At 41.3% G+C, this 20,425-nt stretch carries 14 protein-coding genes; 10 read left to right on the top strand and 4 right to left on the bottom strand.

All coding sequences use genetic code 11. The annotated features are described in order from the left end of the window. Window positions 1-79 precede the first annotated feature (79 nt). Both E2R65_RS19160 and E2R65_RS19155 read right to left on the bottom strand, forming a co-directional pair. Window positions 80-814 carry a hypothetical protein gene (locus E2R65_RS19160; protein ID WP_134338103.1) on the bottom strand — a complete coding sequence of 245 codons (735 nt, stop codon included), beginning with the start codon at window positions 812-814 and terminating at the stop codon, window positions 80-82. A 111-nt stretch (window positions 815-925) separates the two neighbouring features. Continuing rightward, window positions 926-1,576 (bottom strand): autotransporter outer membrane beta-barrel domain-containing protein, encoded by a 651-nt coding sequence (locus E2R65_RS19155; RefSeq protein WP_134338102.1) that lies wholly within the window; start codon window positions 1,574-1,576, stop codon window positions 926-928. 159 nt (window positions 1,577-1,735) lie between these two features. On the opposite strand from E2R65_RS19155, the gene E2R65_RS19150 reads away from it, so the two are divergent. The 4 genes from E2R65_RS19150 to E2R65_RS19135 are packed head-to-tail and all read left to right on the top strand — an operon-like array spanning window position 1,736 to window position 3,952. Continuing rightward, a complete protein-coding gene (locus tag E2R65_RS19150; RefSeq protein WP_134338101.1) occupies window positions 1,736-2,113 on the top strand; it encodes a nuclear transport factor 2-like protein in 378 nt (125 codons plus the stop codon). Window positions 2,114-2,166: 53 nt separating this feature from the next. Then, the gene (xth, locus tag E2R65_RS19145; protein WP_134338100.1) at window positions 2,167-2,940 is read left to right on the top strand and encodes an exodeoxyribonuclease III; all 774 of its coding nucleotides are present in this window, start codon (window positions 2,167-2,169) and stop codon (window positions 2,938-2,940) included. A gap of 44 nt (window positions 2,941-2,984) precedes the next feature. Next, entirely contained in the window at window positions 2,985-3,545 is a 561-nt protein-coding gene (locus tag E2R65_RS19140; RefSeq protein WP_134338099.1) for a YeeE/YedE family protein, read from the top strand. After that, window positions 3,542-3,952, top strand: a complete 411-nt coding sequence (locus E2R65_RS19135) for a DUF6691 family protein (RefSeq protein ID WP_229704707.1) — start codon at window positions 3,542-3,544, stop codon at window positions 3,950-3,952. The genes E2R65_RS19140 and E2R65_RS19135 overlap by 4 nt, the downstream gene beginning before the upstream one ends. A gap of 94 nt (window positions 3,953-4,046) precedes the next feature. Here the strand turns inward: E2R65_RS19135 and E2R65_RS19130 are convergent, their stop codons facing one another. Then, complete coding sequence (locus tag E2R65_RS19130; RefSeq protein WP_134338097.1) at window positions 4,047-5,555, bottom strand: SusD/RagB family nutrient-binding outer membrane lipoprotein; 1,509 nt, start codon at window positions 5,553-5,555, stop codon at window positions 4,047-4,049. 11 nt (window positions 5,556-5,566) lie between these two features. Beyond that, window positions 5,567-8,737 (bottom strand): SusC/RagA family TonB-linked outer membrane protein, encoded by a 3,171-nt coding sequence (locus E2R65_RS19125; protein ID WP_158285300.1) that lies wholly within the window; start codon window positions 8,735-8,737, stop codon window positions 5,567-5,569. 883 nt (window positions 8,738-9,620) lie between these two features. Here E2R65_RS19125 and E2R65_RS19120 point away from each other — a divergent pair. From E2R65_RS19120 to E2R65_RS19095, 6 genes are all read left to right on the top strand, one after another. Further along, window positions 9,621-10,226, top strand: coding sequence for an RNA polymerase sigma factor (locus E2R65_RS19120; protein ID WP_134338095.1), 606 nt, complete (start codon window positions 9,621-9,623; stop codon window positions 10,224-10,226). Window positions 10,227-10,296: 70 nt separating this feature from the next. Beyond that, the gene (locus E2R65_RS19115; protein WP_134338094.1) at window positions 10,297-11,310 is read left to right on the top strand and encodes a FecR family protein; all 1,014 of its coding nucleotides are present in this window, start codon (window positions 10,297-10,299) and stop codon (window positions 11,308-11,310) included. Between the two features lie 102 nt (window positions 11,311-11,412). Further along, window positions 11,413-14,808, top strand: a complete 3,396-nt coding sequence (locus tag E2R65_RS19110; protein ID WP_229704706.1) for a SusC/RagA family TonB-linked outer membrane protein — start codon at window positions 11,413-11,415, stop codon at window positions 14,806-14,808. A 14-nt stretch (window positions 14,809-14,822) separates the two neighbouring features. Further along, entirely contained in the window at window positions 14,823-16,352 is a 1,530-nt protein-coding gene (locus E2R65_RS19105) for a SusD/RagB family nutrient-binding outer membrane lipoprotein (RefSeq protein WP_229704705.1), read from the top strand. A 78-nt stretch (window positions 16,353-16,430) separates the two neighbouring features. Then, complete coding sequence (locus E2R65_RS19100) at window positions 16,431-18,065, top strand: alpha-L-fucosidase (protein WP_134338092.1); 1,635 nt, start codon at window positions 16,431-16,433, stop codon at window positions 18,063-18,065. Between the two features lie 26 nt (window positions 18,066-18,091). After that, entirely contained in the window at window positions 18,092-20,419 is a 2,328-nt protein-coding gene (locus E2R65_RS19095) for a beta-N-acetylhexosaminidase (RefSeq protein WP_229704704.1), read from the top strand. The last annotated feature ends 6 nt before the right edge of the window (window positions 20,420-20,425 follow it).

Here is a 20,425-nt window from a genome sequence, read left to right as displayed (position 1 = left end):
TCCCGCTAATTTGCAACAAAAAAGCCGCTCATAAAAAGCGGCCTCTCCATTAACCTATACAAAACTGATTTAAATTATTTTACTTTTTTTTATGTTTTTCGAAACCACGCGCTTCTATTGCTAAAAGCAAGTTGGCTATAACTTTATTATAAATAGCGGTATTGCTGGCATTACTAATTACAATTGCACCGTTAGTACGGGTAGCGGCATCTATTTGCGTAGACGGAATAGCAGTAAGTAATTTATTTAAATGGAAATTAAGCTTTGCAGTAACATCTGTAGTTGCATCAACAGTTACGTTCTCCACTTCTGCTTTCAGGATAGCATTGTCATTATAATCAAACTCTATTGGCACGGCTGCACCGCCAGCTGATGTAAATGTACCCTTAACAGTAAGCGGGATATCAGTGCCGGATGATTTTACAAGCAATACTTTTATAGATATCTCTTTATAATTACCTGTATCTATTTTAGCGGCAATAGTAGCCGGGTCAATAGCAAAAAGATCAAGATTGGTGATGTTTTTTGTAGTAATCTCAATCTCTTTACCATTCTTTTTTGCCTCAAGCTTAAAACGGCCGATATTGGCAATGGCCGATGTCCACTTAATGCTGGCAGCCGTAACTCCGGTAACATTAATAGCAGGGTTGCCAACAGATTTGGTGACCAGGGTTGATGAGGCATTATCGGCCGATAAAGCAAAGGCCACTTCGGCAGTTGAAGCAGTTGCAGGCGTACTATCCTTTTTACACGATACGGCAGCAATGCTCGTTAACAAGGCAAGTACGCTAAATTTAAGTAAGTTTTTTTTCATGTTATCTTTTCGGGGTTTTTCTTACCTATTACGATAGATATACACATGTGGTTGTGCAATTATAAATTTAATTCAGCGCCTTAAGTTTTTAGGATAAGGCGCTGATAAAATTTATTTACCAAACACGTAATTAACAGATAAGGTAAGTGAGTTAGCAAAAGTCAGGTTAAAATTACTGTTGCTACCTTCTGTTGAACCGGTATAGGTCAGTCGAGAATAGTTTAGATTACCCATTACAGCAGAAAGCGCTAATCTTTTTACCGGGAAATAAATAAAATCCAAGCCTACTCCGCCAGCATAATAATTGCCTTTACTAATATTATCCGCTACATCCGGATAGGAGCGGGTTATATTTGAATTTTGATAACTCAAATAAGGCCCTGTTCTTACACCTACCTTATTATCATATAAAAAATATTTCCTTAGATATACAAATGCATTAAATCCACGCTCTTTATATTCACTGGAATATATTTGCTCGCCATCATATTTTTGGTGGCTGGATAAATAGCCTATGGCTCCGCCAAGATCAAGCTTATCTGCAATAAAATAACTGTAATTTGGCGTAATTGTGTACTGCGTTATTTTGCCATGATAATTTTGCCCATAAGCGCCGGTTGCGGAATCGAAACTTTTAGAGTCTGACCTTGATGTCATAACACTAAAACTTGCGCCAAGCAACTGGCTGCCTTTTTCTGTTTGTGCTTTAACGGTTTGAATGGTAATTGCTGATAAGCATATCAGCAGGAGTTTTTTGTACATAAAATTGTTTTAAAGGTTTGTTGTTGATTTAAAAATCGGCTGTATGACAGCGCATGGTTAAATAGGTTTAATTACCTTTATCATATTTTTATAATGAGCTTATAACGTGCCTATTAATTTAAAAACAGCCTATAATTAACTTCTATTACACATAATTTGATGCAAAAACAGCAAAACATCATTAAAAGCTATATCAATGCTTACAACAACTTCGGTATTGATGGCATGTTAGCTACTTTAGATGAATCAATTGTATTTGAAAATATCACAGACGGCAAACTTACCATGACGCTTAAAGGCATTAATGAATTTAAAATTCAGGCAGAATATGGCAAAGCGTTATTTAGCAGCAGGCGGCAAACTATTACCGATTTTAAAGATGCATCCCAGCATACCGAAATAGAGATAAACTATCACGCTGTATTAGCCACAGACCTGCCAAATGGGATGAAAAAAGGACATGAGCTGAACCTGAAAGGCAGATCTATATTTAAATTCACTGAAAATAAGATCGTTTACATTAGAGATGAAAGTTAATTATCATCACAAACATTTATAAATTGCGCTATTAATTCAATCGTTCCTCAACCATGAAAATAGCCACCTACAATGTTAACGGCATAAATGGGCGCCTGCCTGTATTGCTGCGTTGGCTGCAAGAAACCCAACCGGATGTAGCCTGCCTGCAGGAACTTAAAGCACCCGACGAAAAATCCCCTCTTCAGGCCATAAATGACGCCGGGTATAACGCCATCTGGCATGGGCAAAAAAGCTGGAATGGTGTAGCAATACTGTCTCGCAATTTACCTCTTACCGAAACCCGCCGCGGCCTTCCCGGCGACCCGGACGATACCCACAGCCGCTACATAGAGGCAGAAGTGAACGGCATTACTATTGGCTGCCTGTACCTGCCCAACGGCAACCCGGCCCCCGGGCCAAAATTTGATTATAAGCTACAGTGGTTTAAACGTTTTACCCAACACGCCGCAGCGTTATATACATCCGGCAAGCCCGTTGTGCTAACCGGCGATTATAATGTTATCCCCACCGGTTTAGATGCTTATAAACCCGAACGATGGGTAGAGGATGCACTTTTTAGGCCGGAAACGCGGGAGGCGTTTGAAAACCTGCTGGCACAAGGCTGGACAGATGCCCTGCGCAAAATTTATCCGGATGAGGTTGTTTATACTTTTTGGGATTATTTTAGGGATGCCTACGGCCGTAACGCAGGCCTGCGCATTGACCATTTTTTACTGAATCCCCAGTTGAACGACAGGCTGCTTACAGCAGGGGTTGACCGCAACGTACGTGGCTGGGAAAAAACCAGCGACCATGGCCCGGTATGGATACAACTGGCAGATTGATAACGCGTATGCACATCAGCTAACGCTTAAACCTATTAAAACAGATGAATTTTATTTTACAACCCTGGCCCTGGTATGTAGCCGGGCCATTAATTGGGCTTATTGTGCCTGCACTGCTACTGCTGGGGAACAAAACATTTGGTATTTCGGCCACATTACGCCATGTTTGCGCCGCATGTATCCCGGCGGATATAGATTTTTTTAAATATGACTGGCGAAAAGAAAGCTGGAATCTATACTTTGCTTTAGGGATAATTGCAGGCGGTTTTATAGCCACTTATATACTTTCGCATCCCGGGCAGGTAAACATAAGCCCCGAAACCACAGCATTACTTAAGCAGCAGGGGGTTAAAGATTTTAACGGCTTGCTACCACAGGATATTTTTAGCTTAAGCCAGTTACTAACGCTTCGTGGTTTTGTTTTTATAGTTGTGGGCGGCTTTTTAGTAGGCTTTGGTACACGTTATGCAGGCGGCTGCACATCTGGCCACGCCATTATGGGTATTTCATCGCTCCAATGGCCCTCATTAGTGGCAACCTGCTGCTTTATGGCGGGCGGTTTTGTTACTGCATGGTTTATTTTACCTTATTTATTACAGTTATGAAAAACATCAAATTCCTGCTATTGGGACTACTGTTCGGCATTATCCTGGTTAAATCAGAAGTTGCATCCTGGTTCCGGATCCAGGAGATGTTCAGGCTACAAGCTTTTCATATGTACGGCGTAATCGGCAGCGCCATTAGCGTAGCCATGATAGCTATATTAATTATTAAAAGGTTCCACCTTAAAACTATCCATCAGGAAACAATTGTTATCCCTCAGAAAAAGTTCCATTGGGGCAATGTATATGGCGGTTTAATATTTGGAGTAGGCTGGGCTATCACAGGCGCTTGCCCGGGGCCGCTTTTTGCACAGATCGGCAGCGGCTTTTTTGTGATTGTAGTTACACTTTTAAGCGCTGTTGCCGGCACCTGGGTTTATGGCCTGCTGCGGCAACGGTTGCCTCATTAGCATCATTTCTTCCAAACCGCCTTTAATAACAAAACGGGTACAAATACTAAAATTCAATAGCATTTATACCCGTTTTATTGTTGTTTACAGTCGGTTATTTATCCCACCATACATGTGTAGATAATACATCCGGGCCTTGCCTTGCAACTACTTCGTTGTAGTTTTGCACATTAAGTTGCAATTCTGTTTGCGGATATTGTTGCCTGCGGGGGATATGCTTATCAGCATTTAAAGCAGTAGGTACCGGGTCTAACAAACGTGGGAAACCGGTACGGCGATATTCTGCCCATGATTCCCAACCGTTACCAAGGTAATTAGCCAACCATTTTTGAGTAATAATCTGCTCTACAGCGGTTGTTGCATTAAAAACAACACCCGGTTTGGCCAGGTAAGTTGCCACATCCGCACCTGCTATACCATTTTGTGTTAATGAAGCGGTTATGCCCTGGTTGTACAGCGTTGCTGCTACCGCATCACCTCCGGTTATCCACCCTAAGTGGGCTGCTTCTGCCTGGGCAAATAATACCTGTGCATAGCTTGTCCAGGTAGCTGGCGAACTTTGGTTTGAGTATGCAATCCCAATTTGTGAAATATTACCTGGTCTGAATGTTCCTTCACTTACATCACGATTACCTATTTTGTATTTACCCAAATCGGTGCCGGCAGTTCCGTAAGGCAACCCAACAAATGTACCTGTTGAGGTTGGCTGTGCATAAACCGGTAAGCGCGGATCATCATTGGCTTGCAATTTATCTACCACAATACCACTTACGGCATAATCATACCTGGAGCGGTAATTACCAAAATAAGGGTTCTCGTTATTTTGTTCGCCAAGGTAACTATAGGTTGCGTTATCATCATTAGATGCCATTAAGCCATCGGCAACAGCTTTTTTAAATTCGGCGCTACCGGTAGTTGGGTCAACTTTACTTAAGCGTAAAGCCATTACCGCACGTAAAGAATTTGCCCAATGTTTCCATTTAGTGTTATCACCTCCAAATAAAATATCTCCACTAAGAGACGCACCACCATCAAATTGTGCTTGTGCTTCAGTCAGCTCTTTAAATAAGTCTGTATAAATATCTTTTTGCGCATCAAATTTTGCATTAAGATTTTTATTTCCCTTTAAAGCTTCCGAATACGGAATGTCGCCCCATCTATCAGTAATTGTTAAAAAGATAAACGCCTTTAAGATACGGGCAGAAGCTATCTGATTGGCATTTGAGCCGAATGAAAGAGTAGTTGCTTTATTTTTAGTGGCTTCATCTGTATTAAAATTGATGATCTGCTGCAAATCTGTAAGAGGGCCTGTATAATATCCCTGATAATCATACTGTGCTAATGCAAACCTCGATTCGTTGTTATAAAACGTTTCTGAAAGGTATTGTGAATATAACTCGCCTGCAGCACTATTAATATTTGTAGTACTATTGCCACCACCTGTGCCGCCCAGATATTGAATAGCACTTGTAAGCGCATATCCTGTTGATAAATTAACAGGCTGGTTAGGGCTTACATTGATATCGTCTGTTATTTTTTTGCAAGATGACATTACGGCACCTGCAATAAAAACTAACAGAACTTTATTTAAAAACTTTTTCATAAATACTCTTCTTAAAAGGTTAAATTAAGGTTAAAGCCGAGTGTGCGGGTTGCGGGTAATTGCCCGCCTTCGTAAAACGAAGTTTGCAACTGGGATGGATCGATACCTTTAACCCTGGCTTTAGTGTATATTAACCATGGGTTTTGGCTAACGATGGAGAATCGTGCTGTTTGCAGCGGAGTTCTGCCAAACCATTTTTTTGGTAAATTATAACCAATGCTTACTTCCCTTAATTTAATATACGTGGCATCATAAGTGTATTGCTCCCAAATTGCGCTGTAGTAACCCTCGTTAAGTGTACGGGTATCAACATAGGTAGTGTTGGGGGTGCCATCTTCATGTACGCCTTTTACTAAGGTACCGCCGCCATTTGCAGGGTCATCACGCTTAGGGTTGCCTTTATCATTATTACCCACAGTTGATGCCCCTAAGCCGGAGCCTGCAAGGTTTTGCTGCGTAACCGATACAAATTTACCACCATATTGGAAATCGAACGAGAAACCAACCATTACGCCTTTATAAGTAACACTATTGGTAAAACCACCTGTAAATTTTGGCAGGATGTTACCTAAGTTTACATTGTCATTCCTTTCCGGGAAACCGTCAGCATCAACCACAATATTACCGGCACCGTCCCTTACAAAACCAGAACCAATCAACTCTCCATAAGGTTTACCAACAACACTGTTAACTGCAAATGATGGCGAACCCACAAAGCCAAAGCCGGATGCACCTGCCCCCTGATAACCCGATAGCGTTGCGCCACCGCCGCCTTCCGGAGAGGTACGAAGTGTATTAAAGTTTGGATACAGTGAAACAACTTTATTACGGTTAAACGCAATGTTAAAGCTGGCATCATAAACAAAATTGCTGGTTTTAACCGGCGTACCACCTAACGAGATCTCGATACCATGGTTAACTATAGATCCCGCATTGATCAGGATAGTAGAGTAACCTGTAGTACCGTTAACCGGCAACGGCAATATCTGGTTTTTTGTATTACGATGATAGTAGTTAAAATCAAAACGGATCCGGTCGCCTCTTAAAAAGTGCAGTTCGGTACCCAACTCGTATGATGTAGACAGCGTTGGTTCAAGGTTAGCGTTTGGCAGGCTATTAGGCACAAATTGTACCGGGCTGCTGCCGTAAGGTACAGTACTTAAATTATACGTTTGCCCAACCTGGTATGGATCGATATCAGAACCTACCTTGGCAACCGAAGCCCTCAGCTTACCAAAGGTAAGGAAGTTGTTCTTTTCGATAAGTCCGGATTCGGTAAATACGAAAGATCCTGAAGCGCCGCCATATACATAAGAATTATTTGCTTTTGGCAAAGCCGATGACACATCATTCCGCACGTTCAGATCTAAATATAAGAATTGTTTGTAACCTAATGAGGCATACCCATATAAGCTATTTACCACTTTAGTGCTGTGTATGGTTGCTGTACTTGGCCTGTCTAAAGAGTTACCTACAGTGTACAATTCCGGTATAGCCAAACCACCAACAGTACTGCTGGTTAAATATTTAGTTACATCCTGCCTCGATTCGCCGTAGGCACCTGCGCGGAGGGATAAGTCTTTACCAAACATATGGTCATACTCTAATGATGCCACATAATCATACTCCTTGTACTGATAGCTGTTTTCTGCATACTCATCCGGGTTAATGGTATATGACCCCACTCTGCTGTTAGCATCGCGGTTTAAGTAATCGCCACGCGCAATAACAGATACTTTCAAATCTTTACGGATATTGTAAGCAGCTGTTAAGTTACCGTACAGACGGTTATTGTTAGCCTCTGATGTATTTACGTAAGCTTCGGTATAAGGGTTATCCCAATACTTTGGCGTAAGATCTGCCGGCCCTGTAATATTCCAGGTAGTAAAAGTACCATCTGGTCTTTGGTAATTTTTTAGCTTCCCAATTTCCAGGTCACGGTGAAACCACTGATTAAATGAGCCGGAAGTTTGCGTTCCGTAACCTTCTGCCGGTACATTCTTCAGATTTTCCTGAAACACGTTAATGTTGGCACTAACAGTTAATTTAGGCGTAATTTTCAGATCGCCGTTAAAACTTACGTTGTTACGCAATTGTTTAGTGTTAGGGCTTACACCGGTACGGTTTAAATTGGTATATGATAGGCGGGCATTATACTTATCGCCGGACTGAGAAAAAGCAACGTTATTGTTAGTAGCAACGCCCGTTTTGTAAAAATCTCTTACGTTGTTTGGCTGCGCAACAAATGGCTTTAATTTACCAAAATCCGGGTTGCTTGGGTCCCAGAAATACCATGGGGCATACAAGGTACCATCCATTTTAGGGCCCCAGCTTTCATCAACAGAATAATCATAATATTTAGTGCCGTTAAATTGCTTTAAGTAAGCCGGATCGTTTGCGGGATCATAAGTATAAGTCTGAAACTCTTGGTCGGCACCACCTCCATACTCATTTTGATATTTAGGTAAAGTATATACCTTCTCAAAGGTAGTGGTTTGATTAACCGAAATACCAAAGCCTTTTGCAGAGCCCTTTTTGAGCGTAATAACCACTGCACCTTCTGATGCGCGCTGGCCGTACAATGCTGTGGCAGCGGGACCTTTAAGCACGGTTAACGATTCAACATCATCATTGTTAATGGCATTAGGATCGGTAACTACACCGTTAACCACGTAGATTGGGTTACCACCCTGTAAAGAGTTGATACCCCTGATACGCACGGTTGATGCACCAAATTTAGCGCCCGAACCACCCAGAATTTGCACACCGGCAACTTTACCTGCCAGTGCGGTATTAAAATCCTGCTGACGGGTCATGGTTAGGTTTTCGCCTTTTATTTGCTGGGCAGCATAACCCAATGATTTTGCCTGGCGCGAGATACCTAAAGCGGTTACTACAACCTCGCCCAGTTGCTGGTTACTTTCGGCAAGCTGAACGTTTACAACACTTTGGTTACCTACTACCACTTCCTGACTGGTAAACCCCAGGAACGAAAATACAAGCGTATTACCGCCGGCTGACACGTTTATGGTAAATTTACCATTTGCATCGGTAACGGTGCCCGTTTGTGCCCCTTTTACTCTTACACTAACGCCTGGAAGCGGCCCTTTGTCTGATTTTGCTGTAACCGTACCTGTAACCGTTTTGGTTTGGGCAGAGGCTATGGCAACATTAAAAATCAAGATGATTAGTAAAAATAATCTATTCATACTCATTACTCCTATTCATAAATTAACATTTTTATTTAGCATTATTTAACAATAAAAAGATACTCCCTACGCTCAAGAGAGCATCTTTTCTAATTAACTGATCTTATAAAGAACAAATAGCGTTTTAATATTTTTATGGCAACAAAAAGCCGTTGCATTACAATTGATTGTACACACAAGCATAAACAGTAAGTTTAATTAACAGGGCAACAGATTAGCGGCACATCAGGGGTAGATACACCATTGCCAGATGAGGTAGTGACATCCGACATGGCAAACTTATTAATTTTTGATTAAAAACAAATAATCATTGATTAACCAGAAATGGGTATTATTTAGAATTAAGTCGCTCAAAGAAATAACATATTAACTCTAAAAAAATATGGGTATCATAGTAATAATACATTTCCACATAAGCTTAAAACCATTAAATTATATAAATAGCAAATATAATACCTCACCTAATAATACTTTTTTTGAAAGATTAGTAACCGTTTTATTACACAAAATGGCCAAAAAATGTCCATTTATATTGCGCAAACAAGCCACTATGTGCCAAAAGCGACATTAGAATTCCATTAGAGAATCATAATCGATAAAATCCATTATTTATTTGTAGATGAAGCGTCCGGTTCCTTTAAAAAGAAACTCACGTCAACTGTTTGCTGTTCCTCATTTGCTTATTTGGTAAGCACTAATACTGGGAGTTTGCCAGATAAATTGGTTAATCATTTGGCAATTAAAATTTTAGGATAGTGTAAAAAACAGCTCTGTAACACATTAAGTTAATATTAATTTTCTATTATTATTTTGAAACCCTATCTTAGATTTGATTTCCAACCCGATTAATACCGTAATGCCTAAAACTGAAGAAACATTATCGCTTTGGAATTTATTTAAACAAGGCGACTGGGAGGCTTATACGGAGATATATAACCAAAACTTTAAAATCTTAAATAATTATGGGCATAAGTTTACCAGGGATGTTAACCTGATAGAAGATGCGGTTCATGATCTTTTTATTAAATTATGGACTAACAAGGATAATTTAGCCACTCCCGTATCTGTTAAAAATTATTTATACAAGGCGCTACGCAATATCATCTTTCGTAAGATGCAGTCTCAATCCAGGTTTACCGAGATAGAAGATGAATATCCATTTTCATTCGAGGTATCTTTTGATGATATTGTAATTAGTAACGAAAAAGAAAAAGAGTTACAGGATAAAATTAAATCTGTTATTAAAACACTGCCTCCACGGCAGCAGGAGATTATATATTTAAGGTTTTATGAAGGGTTCAATTACCCTGAGATTGCCGAGATCATGAACATTAATGCAAGCTCTACTTATAAATTACTTTATAAAGCATTAAACAACATGGAAGTGGCGTTAAAAGCATCAAAATTGGCAATAATATGGGTGCTATTTTGTGAATTTCATCAAAATCATAAAATTTTATAAAAAAAATCTTTTTTTAAGGGATAATTTTCCCGCTATCATGTATATAAGTAATGTTTAACACACTTAATGCATGGATCTTAATAAATACGCCTCCTTTTCGTTAAAAGATTTTTTAGAAGACGATGATTTTGTTAATAGTATTATTAACACATCTAAAGAGGACAGCCTTTTTTTTGCAGAAATGCTTTTGCATTATCCCGAAAAAAAAGAAGACATAGAAACCGCTGAAAGCCTTATCCATAACTACCGCAAACAGGATACTTTTTTAAACGAGGACCGCCAGGCCGAAGTGTGGAAACGTATAGAGGCCGAAGCCCGCCCGGTTAAACAGGCTAAAGTTTTCAGTTTATTAAAACTCATGCGCGTGGCAGCAGCTGTTTTAGTGGTAGGCCTGGGTGCATTTACTTTTTGGTATAACCAGCAACAAAATTTCTCCACAACATTCGGCGAAATAAAAACAGTAGTAATGCCCGATGGGACTACCGTATTGCTTAACGGCAATTCAAGCCTCAGCTATCAACGTGGTTTTGGCAAAAACCCACGCGAGGTATGGTTAAAAGGCGAAGGCCTTTTTAAGGTTATACACCTTAATAAAAACCCGGCCAATATTAAGCCCGCCGAAAGATTTATAGTGCATTGCAACGATTTAAATATCGAGGTTTTAGGCACAACTTTTAACGTTAATAACAGGCACAATAAAATTAACGTGGGCCTTATTACCGGGAAAATAAAGGTAACAGCAAATAATGTTAAAAAGGCGGCCCCGTCTCTGATACTTGCACCGGGCGATTATGTTGAATATGCTACAAAAAAAGTTGTGCTGAAAGGTAAACTGGCTCATCCCGAAAGATTGGCCAATTGGTCAAAACGCCAGTTTGTGTTTGCTAATGAAAAGCTGAAAAACATCCTAAAAACACTTGAAGATACTTATGGGTACCAGATAAAATACACCAATGCTGCAGCTATGGATATGGAAATTGAGGGTGAAATAAATGTTACGGGGGTTAAAGAACTCCTGGAAACGATATCCGCCTCGTTACACGTAAGTATTTATCAGAATGAAAACCAGATAATAATTAACTAACCCCTATTAATTAACTTTACTAAATTAAAACGTATGAGAAATTTCAACTCAAAGAGTTGTTTAAGATGTTGTATCGTATTGCTTTTGCTTTTGATGAATGTTATGCCCAGCAGAGCCCAGTTAGCCCTGGCGGCAAACACAAAGAAAAACAATATTAATTACACCACACAGTCCGGGCAATTAGATACGGAGCCAAGGCAAACTTTAAAAGAAGTTATAGAAAAACTTAAACTGCAGTATCATATTCAAGTTGCATTTAAAGAAGGCCTGCTGAATGACAAATATGTTTCGGCTGCGTCGCTTAACGAAAATAACGGCGGCCAGGTTGAACTTATCTTAACACAATTACTGCATGATTTTTCTTTGGGCCTTAAAAAAATAACCGCAAATCAATATGTTATTTATCAGGCTGCCGCCCCCGTGGTTATGATTAATAATAATGCCGATATTATTAAGGGTAAGGTTTTATTTGCCGAAGATGGTACAGGGGTACCCGGGGCTACCATTACTTTAAAAGATGACCCTAAAGTTGGTACAACAACAGATGTTAATGGTAATTTTAACCTGAGCATACCTGCAAGTTATGATAATAAACCCTTAACAATTATAGCCGCTTTTATAGGTTATGTAAAAGCAGAATTAAATATTACCAACAGGTCTGCCCCTGTTACCATCAAATTAACCCAAAACAGCCAGGCGTTAAACGAGGTTGTGGTAACCGCACTGGGTATCAGTAAACAAAAAAAGGCTTTAGGTTATGCCATTACAGAAGTAAAAGGGAGCGAACTTACCCAAGCCCGAGAAAACAATGTGGTTAATTCACTATCCGGAAAAGTGGCTGGTGTTAACGTTGCCGGTATGTCTACTGGGCCGGGCGGTTCAAGCCGGGTAATTATCCGTGGTAACGGATCGTTGTCTCGCGATAACCAACCCCTGTATGTTGTTAATGGTATGCCAATGAATAATTCGGTACCAGGAAACGCCCCTACAACAAGCGGCGGCGGCAGCAATGTTGATCGTGGCGACGGTATAGCAGCTATAAACCCTGATGATATAGAATCTGTTACCGTGCTAAAAGGCGGAACAGCCGCTGCTTTGTACGGTTCGCTGGCAGCAAACGGCGCTATTTTAATTACCACTAAAAAAGGTAAAGCGCAAAAAGGCATAGGTGTAGAATTTAGCAGTACGGCAACCATGGAAACAATTTCTGTACTGCCCGATTTTCAATACGAATATGGCCAGGGAGATAATGGCATTAAACCAACCACGCTGGCTGCTGCACAAGCTACCGGACGCCGATCATGGGGTGCCAAAATAGATGGCTCTACAGATTATGTAGGTGTTGATGGCTTAACCCATCCTTACGTAGCACAAAAAGATAATATTAAAAATTACTACCAAAACGGAAGCACATACACCAACACCCTGGCATTGTCGGGTGGTTCAGAGAATCTTGTGTACCGTTTTTCTGTTGCTGATTTAGATAGTAAAGGCATTTTACCCGGTACCACTTATAATCGTAAAACGGGCAATCTTTCTTTAAATGGTAAGTTAAGTTCTAAATTAAGCTTTGAGGCATTAGCCCAGTATAATTTAGAGGTTGCGCACAATCGCAGCAGTGCTGGCGATGCTACGGCAAACCCCAATTGGTCGCCTTACATGATAGCCAATACGGCAGATGTACGCTGGCTTAACCCCGGTTATGATGCTAAAGGCAACGAAACCGTATGGAATGATGCAAGTGTTGCCACAAACGGTTACTTTGTAATTAATAAATTCAAACAAAACGACCGCAAGAACAGATTTATAGGCCAGGGATCTATCAGTTATGAATTTGTTAAAGATCTGGTACTGAAAGGGACTGTAAGCCAGGATCATTACGATTATAATTATACCAATATTACTCCTACAGGCACGCTTTATGCACTTACCGGCCAGTACAACGGCATCAAATCTGATGTTACCGAAACCAACGGTTTGGCCACATTGTCATATAAAAAACAGATTAAAGATTTCGGTTTGTCGTTTTTAGGAGGTGTAAATAAAAGGCATTTCGAAAACAATGAGTTCAACCAGTCCGGAACCGGCTTCGTAATACCTTATTTTTACAGTTATAATAACCTGTCGGCAGGAGTAACGCAGGCAGTGAATCAACATTTTGAAGTAAATTCGATATTCGGCTCTGCAGATTTTAGTTACAAAACCTTTTTATATTTAACAGCTACCGGCCGTAAAGATTGGTTTTCTACGCTTAGCCCGCAAAACAACACTATTTTTTATCCAAGCGTTAATGGTAGTTTAATCTTGTCGGAGGTATTAAACCTGCCTAAAGCTATCAACCTGCTGAAACTTAAAGGCGCTTATGCGCAGGTAGGCGGTGGTGCACCAGACCCATATACGGTAAGGTTATCATATAGTAACGTTGCAAGCTCGGGGCAGCCTTTACAAAATGTTAGCGCTAATACGCCAGGTACAGGCATATCCGGTATCAGTAACATTAACCTTGGCCCGCTCAAATCAACTACATCCGAAGGTGGGATTGAAGCCCAGTTATTTAACAACAGGTTAAGTTTTGATTTTACCTATTATAACAGGCTGACTGAAGATGATATTGTTAACGCTACTATTTCGGCAACGTCGGGTTATAATAATGTGATTTTAAATTCCGGCCGGGTGCGTAACCGTGGTATTGAGGCCCTGGTTAGCGGTACACCAATAAGAAGCCAAAACTTTACCTGGACAACCAGCTACAACATCGCTTATAATGACAATAAAGTGTTAAGCTTAACACCTGGCATTACTTCACAAAATGTAGCATCAACTGTGGGTAACTGGGGCAATCTCAACAACGTTGTAGGGATGTCGTCTTTTGAAATTTATGGTACAAAGATTTTAAAGGATGCAAACGGTAATACTGTGTTTAACGCAACCAGCGGCTTGCCGGTTGCTACAGGCCAGTCTCCATTAGGTAAAAGCGTTGCTCCCCTAACAATGGGTTACAGCAACGAGTTCAGGTACAAAAGATTTAACTTTAGCTTCCTGTTAGATGGCAAGTTCGGCAATAAGGTATTCTCTATAGCCGAAGTTTACGAAACCCGTTTGGGATTACTTAAAACTACACTGCCGGGCCGCGAAAATGGTTTAACTTTAACAGGAGTAGATCAAACCGGCGCCGCTTATAGCCGTGTGGTGCCTGTAAGTGGTTTAAGTGCTTACTATAATAATTATAGAAATTATTCGGAGCTGTTTGTACATGACGGTAGCTTTGTTAAGTTACGCCAGGCAATTTTATCATACAGCCTGCCTGTAACCAACATCAAAGGGTTTAAAATTCAATCGGCAAACATATCTTTGGTGGGTCGCAACCTGCTTATCCTGTACAAGAAAACTGATTTCGATCCGGAGCAAAGCTACAGTAACAATAACTTCCAGGGGTTTGAATCCATTGGTTTACCGCGTACCAGGTCGTTTGGCTTAAATCTTTCAGTTAAATTTTAACGATAAAAATTAAAATGATGAAGAAATCTATATATATAAACAAGTTTCTTGCACTGTTTGGGCTTATGGCCCTGGTATCGTGTACCAAGAACTTCGAAACACTTAATACCAACCCTAATGCAGTAACAAATCCGTCTGCAGAATACGTTTTCACCAAATCGCAATACGATGGTGTTGCCAATATGCTTAACTTGCTGCTGGGTACCATGCAATATACTACCAGCTTTAATGATGTGGCAGGCTTTGGCTCAAAATATGTTGCAGCACAAGTAAATACCTCGTCGTCATCGTTCAGCAGTGCTTATCCGGGCGCTTTAAACGAGCTGGCAGTAGTTATCAATACGGTAACGCCCGATCCGGCTAAAACAAATTTATTGGCGGCAGCACGCATCTGGAGGGTTTATTGCTACAGCCGTTTAACCGATGTTTATGGCGATATTCCTTATTCTCAGGCTACAGGTGGTTATACCGCTTCTGTGTACTCCCCGATGTATGATCCTCAAAAAGATATCTATGCCAATATGCTTACCGAGCTTGATGAGGCAGCAGCGAGCCTGGACGCATCAAAAGCTACTTTTGGGTCTGCCGACCTGATCTACGGCGGTAACACTACGCAATGGAAAAAATTTGCATATTCCCTTATGCTTCGTTTAGGGATGCGTTTAACAAAAGCTGATGCAGCCACGGCCGAAACTTGGGTTAAAAAGGCTATTGCCGGTGGTGTTATAACTGCCGATGCCGATATTGCAAAAATAGCTTACTTGGCCAGCGGACAGGATATAAACAAAAACCCTTTAGCTTTAAGCTTATGGAATAGCGATTATATTGCCCAAAACGGTAACACTAACCAGGAAGGTGGTAAATATCAGGAAGTATTTATTAATTATCTGAAGCAAACCAATGATCCGCGCCTGGGTATAATATCCATAGTTTATTCTGGCGGCAGCCCTGATACAGCTTATGCCAAACAGCAAGGCATGCCGGCTACGCTGGGTGCAAAACCTGCAAACTTTGCATCTTTAAGCGAGCCAAACCCTAAAACAGTTTTGCTGTTCAATTCTTCGCGATTAATATTTACAGCATCAGAATCATATTTTTTACTGGCAGAAGCGGCCTTAAGAGGCTGGTACACAACCGAGTCAGCATCTTCATTATACAGCAACGGTGTAAACGCTGCTTTAAGGCAATGGTCAATCATCAGTTTAGGTTCAAGCAATGGCACCTTATCTGCAGCACAGATAAGCACTTATGTAAACAACAATCAGCTTGTTGCAGGTACGTTTGACCAACGGATGAACCAAATTTACACACAATTTTGGGTAAGTATCTTCCCTGATGCACAGGAGGCTTTTGCCAGCTACAGAAGAACCGGTTACCCGGCTTTAACACCTAATAATTATACAGGCAACGCCACCGGTGGCCAGTTTCCTCGCCGGTTTTTATACCCCGTGTCTGAACAAAACCTTAACGCTGCATCGTATGCTGCAGCTGTAGCAAGGCAAGGGGCTGATAACCTTTTAACAAGGGTTTATTGGGATAAATAGCAATTTGGTACATTAGTTTAATAGTTTGATTATTTCAGGAAGGGCGAAAGTCCTTCCTGATTATTTTTATGCCACGTGATGATAAACAAAACCCTGATACTTCTTTTAGCAATTCTTTACTTCAATTTCAATAAGGCATCCGCGCAAAACGATGTTGTTAACGACGACGAAAAAAGCAGCTTTAACCTTAACAAGCCCGAACGCGAACAATGGTTAAAAAACACCGGCGCCGGCTTATTTATACATTTTAGTGTTGATGCCCAACTGGGCGTGGTGATCAGCCACTCGCTTGTTGGCGCTTCTGACGATTATGTGGACCGTTTTTTTAACGATCTGCCAAAAACATTTAATCCTGATAAATTCGACCCGTACCAGATAGCTGTTCTGGCCAAGCTTGCGGGCATGAAATATATTGTGTTCACTACTAAGCATCATTCGGGATTTTGTATGTGGGATACTAAAACAACCGACTTTAATATCACTAAAACCCCCTATAAAAAGGATTTGTTAAAAGAATTTGTTAATGCTACGCGCGCAGTTGGCCTGGATGTAGGCTTATATTTTTCTCCGGAGGATTTCTACTTTCTGCATGCCAATCATATTCCTATCAGCCGTACTAACGTAAAAATGGATGCGGCTCTCGAAAAAAAATACGCTGATTACAACCGCAGGCAATGTGAGGAACTGATGAAAAATTACGGCAAAATAGATGTTTTTTTTATCGACGGCGAGCCTAAAGAAGTAGTTAAAGAAACCTGCTGGAAAATTCAGCCCGATCTGCTGATCACCCGTGGCGCCATTAAAACACCCGAGCAAACTTTACCCGGCACCCCTATCACCCAACCCTGGTTATCGCCTATTACCATAGGTACAGCATGGCAGTACCAACCTACTAACGAACGTTACAAAACGGGTACGCAATTAATTGACCTTTTAGTAGAGGCACGCTCAAAAGGCGGATCGTTACTGTTAAATGTTGGCCCCAAACCTAACGGCGAATTGCCCGAAGAGCAGGAAGGCCGCTTACGCGAAATGGCCGCCTGGTACTTTATAAACCACGAATGCATTGACAGTGTTAAAAGCTGGGTGATTAATAAAGAAAATAATATTTTATTTACTGCTAAGGGCAAAACGGTTTATGCCATTGTTACCGAAGCCGCAGGCTGGAAAGAAGGCGAACGCAAAACGTTTACCCTGCACTCTGTAAAGGCTGGTAAAAATACCATCGTTAACGTATTAGGGCAAAACAGCAAAATTATGGAGTATAAGCCTGATGCTGATGTAAGCTGTACTTACAAACAAACAGCTGCCGGTTTAGAGATATCTGTGGTAAAGACACAGCGGATCTATGACGATCATCGCTGGCCTAACGCCGTGGTAATTAAACTCGAAAACGTTTTACCTGCTATTGCCGAAGCCGTTACCGTACAAACCGACGATGCTAAAGCTACTGCTGCCGGGGTTTTATTCAGCGGCCGCTTATACAATTTTAAAAATAAGGACGTTAAACGCGCCCGCTTTGCTTACCGCGCATACCGTGGCCGGGTAGAAACATTATACGCCGACCAATGGAAATATACCAACTGGATAAACATTGGCGCTGATGGCCGCTTTAGTATCCCTGTTAAAGCATTAAAAGGCGATATTGAATATAAAGCCGTTGCCGAGCAAAGCAACCTTGAGGTAGAAGGCGACAACAAGCTGCTCAACTAAACAGATACCGGGTGAAAACAACTCCTTTGAAAAAATTACTAAATCCTAAAATCGGGCTGTATTGGGTTAAACTTACCGCCGCTATATTTTTTGCGGCGGTGGGCTTGCCGTCTACAGCCCAGCAGGCTAAGAGGAATTATGACATTGATGTAATACCCCGGCCTGCAAAAGTTATTGGCTTTAAAGAGGTATTTACCATAACCCACAAAACCAGCATACAAACAAGCAATGCAGAAGCTTTAAATGTTGCCGGTATGCTAAAACAGCATATTAATGCAATAAGCGGAATAACACTTAACACCGGCCAGGCAAAAAACAGTTCAAATACTATTAATTTAAAAATTGATAGTACCACAGTATCCCAAAGGGAAGGTTATCATTTGGTTATTCATACCCATCAGATCACCTTATCAGGCCATGATGAGGCTGGTTTGTTTTATGGCCTGCAAACGCTTACCCAGCTTATTAAACCCGGTGCAAAATCAAACATCAGTTTGCGCGGTTGCGATATTACCGATTATCCGCGTTTTGCTTACCGCGGGATGCACCTGGATGTAAGCAGGCATATGTTTACAGTTACCGCTATAAAAAAATGGCTTACCGCCCTGGCCGCCTACAAGATCAATACTTTCCACTGGCACCTTACCGACGACCAGGGCTGGCGGATAGAGATCAAAAAATATCCGCTTCTGCAAAGTATTGCGGCTTACCGCAGCCAGACCCTTATAGGGCACAAAAGGGAGTGGCCACACCTTTTTGACGGTAAAAAGTACGGCGGCTTTTACTCGCAGGATGATATTAAGGATATGATACAATATGCCGCCAAGCTGCATATTACCATTATACCAGAAATAGAGATGCCCGGCCATGCAATGGCTGCTTTAGCAGCCTACCCCTCGCTGGGGTGCACCGGCGGCCCATACCAAACTGCTACCTACTGGGGTGTATTCGATGATGTGTATTGCGCCGGGAACGAAGCGACATTTACCTTTTTAGAAGGTGTTTTGGATGAGGTTGCAACGCTATTCCCCTCCAAATACATCCATATTGGTGGTGATGAATGCCCTAAAAGCAGATGGAAGGCCTGCCCCAAATGCCAGCAAAGAATAAAAGACGAACACCTGGCAGATGAAAGCCAGTTACAAAGCTATTTTATAAAACGTATCAGCAATTATCTGGCATCCTATAACAAAAAAATTATTGGTTGGGACGAGATCTTAGAGGGTGGCTTAACTCCCGGGGCCACAGTAATGAGCTGGACCGGCGAGCACGGAGGGATAGAATCAGCCAAACAGGGCCATAATGTGATCATGACACCCGAAAAACAGGTGTACCTTGATTATTATCAATCCTTATATCCGCAGGATTCCATTGCTGCAGGTGGATATACGCCCTTAAATAAAATATACAAATACGACCCGGTTCCGCAGGTTTTAACAGCCGGGCAGGCCCAATATATTATTGGTGTACAGGCAAACGTTTGGACAGAGTATATGCCTAATACCCAAAAGGCCGAGTACATGATGTTCCCCAGGATACTCGCACTGGCAGAGATTGCATGGTCTCCTAAAAAGCAGCGCAATTTAAAGTCTTTTTTGCGGCGCATCCGCGCCGGCCGGGAAACCTTAAGCAGCATGGGCATAAATGCGGCAAACAATTTCGATCAGATAACCGATAGCATAAGCAGCGGTAAAAACGGCATGCCATTATTACATTTAACATCAGTTTTAAAAAACGCCGTGATCCGATACACTACTAATGGCCGGGTGCCGAACCAGCAAAGCAAACTTTATCAATCAGCGCTGCTGGTAGATAAAACCTGTATAGTTAAGGCTGGCTTATTTACCGGTACAAAAAGCGTTCAGGAAATCTACACCAAAAAGATAGCCATCAGTAAAGCAACAGGCAAAAAGGTAACCTTAGTAAACCAGCCATCAGGCAACTATAATCCACAAAATACCGGGGTAATGGTTAATGGCGTAACCGGCAGCAGGCTTTATAATGATGGAGAGTGGTTTGGCTTTAGCGGTACCGATCTGGATGCGGTTATTAATCTGGATTCTTTAAACTTAATCAGCAATTTAGGCATTAACGTGCTAAATTATCACTGGCAAAAAATGTGGGCACCTGTTGAATTAATATTTTCTGTATCGGCAGATGGGGTCAATTACCAAACAGTTTATCAGCAAAATAATTTCCCTGTAAATGGCATCAATACTGTACGCGCTAAAATTGCCCCTGTTAAAGCACAATATATAAAAGTTAAGGCTATTAATCAACGTATTATACCGACCGGCGAATATGGTGCAGGCGGCAAGCCCTGGCTTTTGGCAGATGAGTTTTTTGTGAATTAAAAAGCC

It is taken from the genome of Mucilaginibacter phyllosphaerae, from assembly GCF_004378255.1.
GTDB classification, from domain to species: domain Bacteria; phylum Bacteroidota; class Bacteroidia; order Sphingobacteriales; family Sphingobacteriaceae; genus Mucilaginibacter; species Mucilaginibacter phyllosphaerae.
The sequence above is the reverse complement of the archived record's forward strand: the minus strand, read 5'-3'. Positions and strand labels throughout refer to the sequence as shown.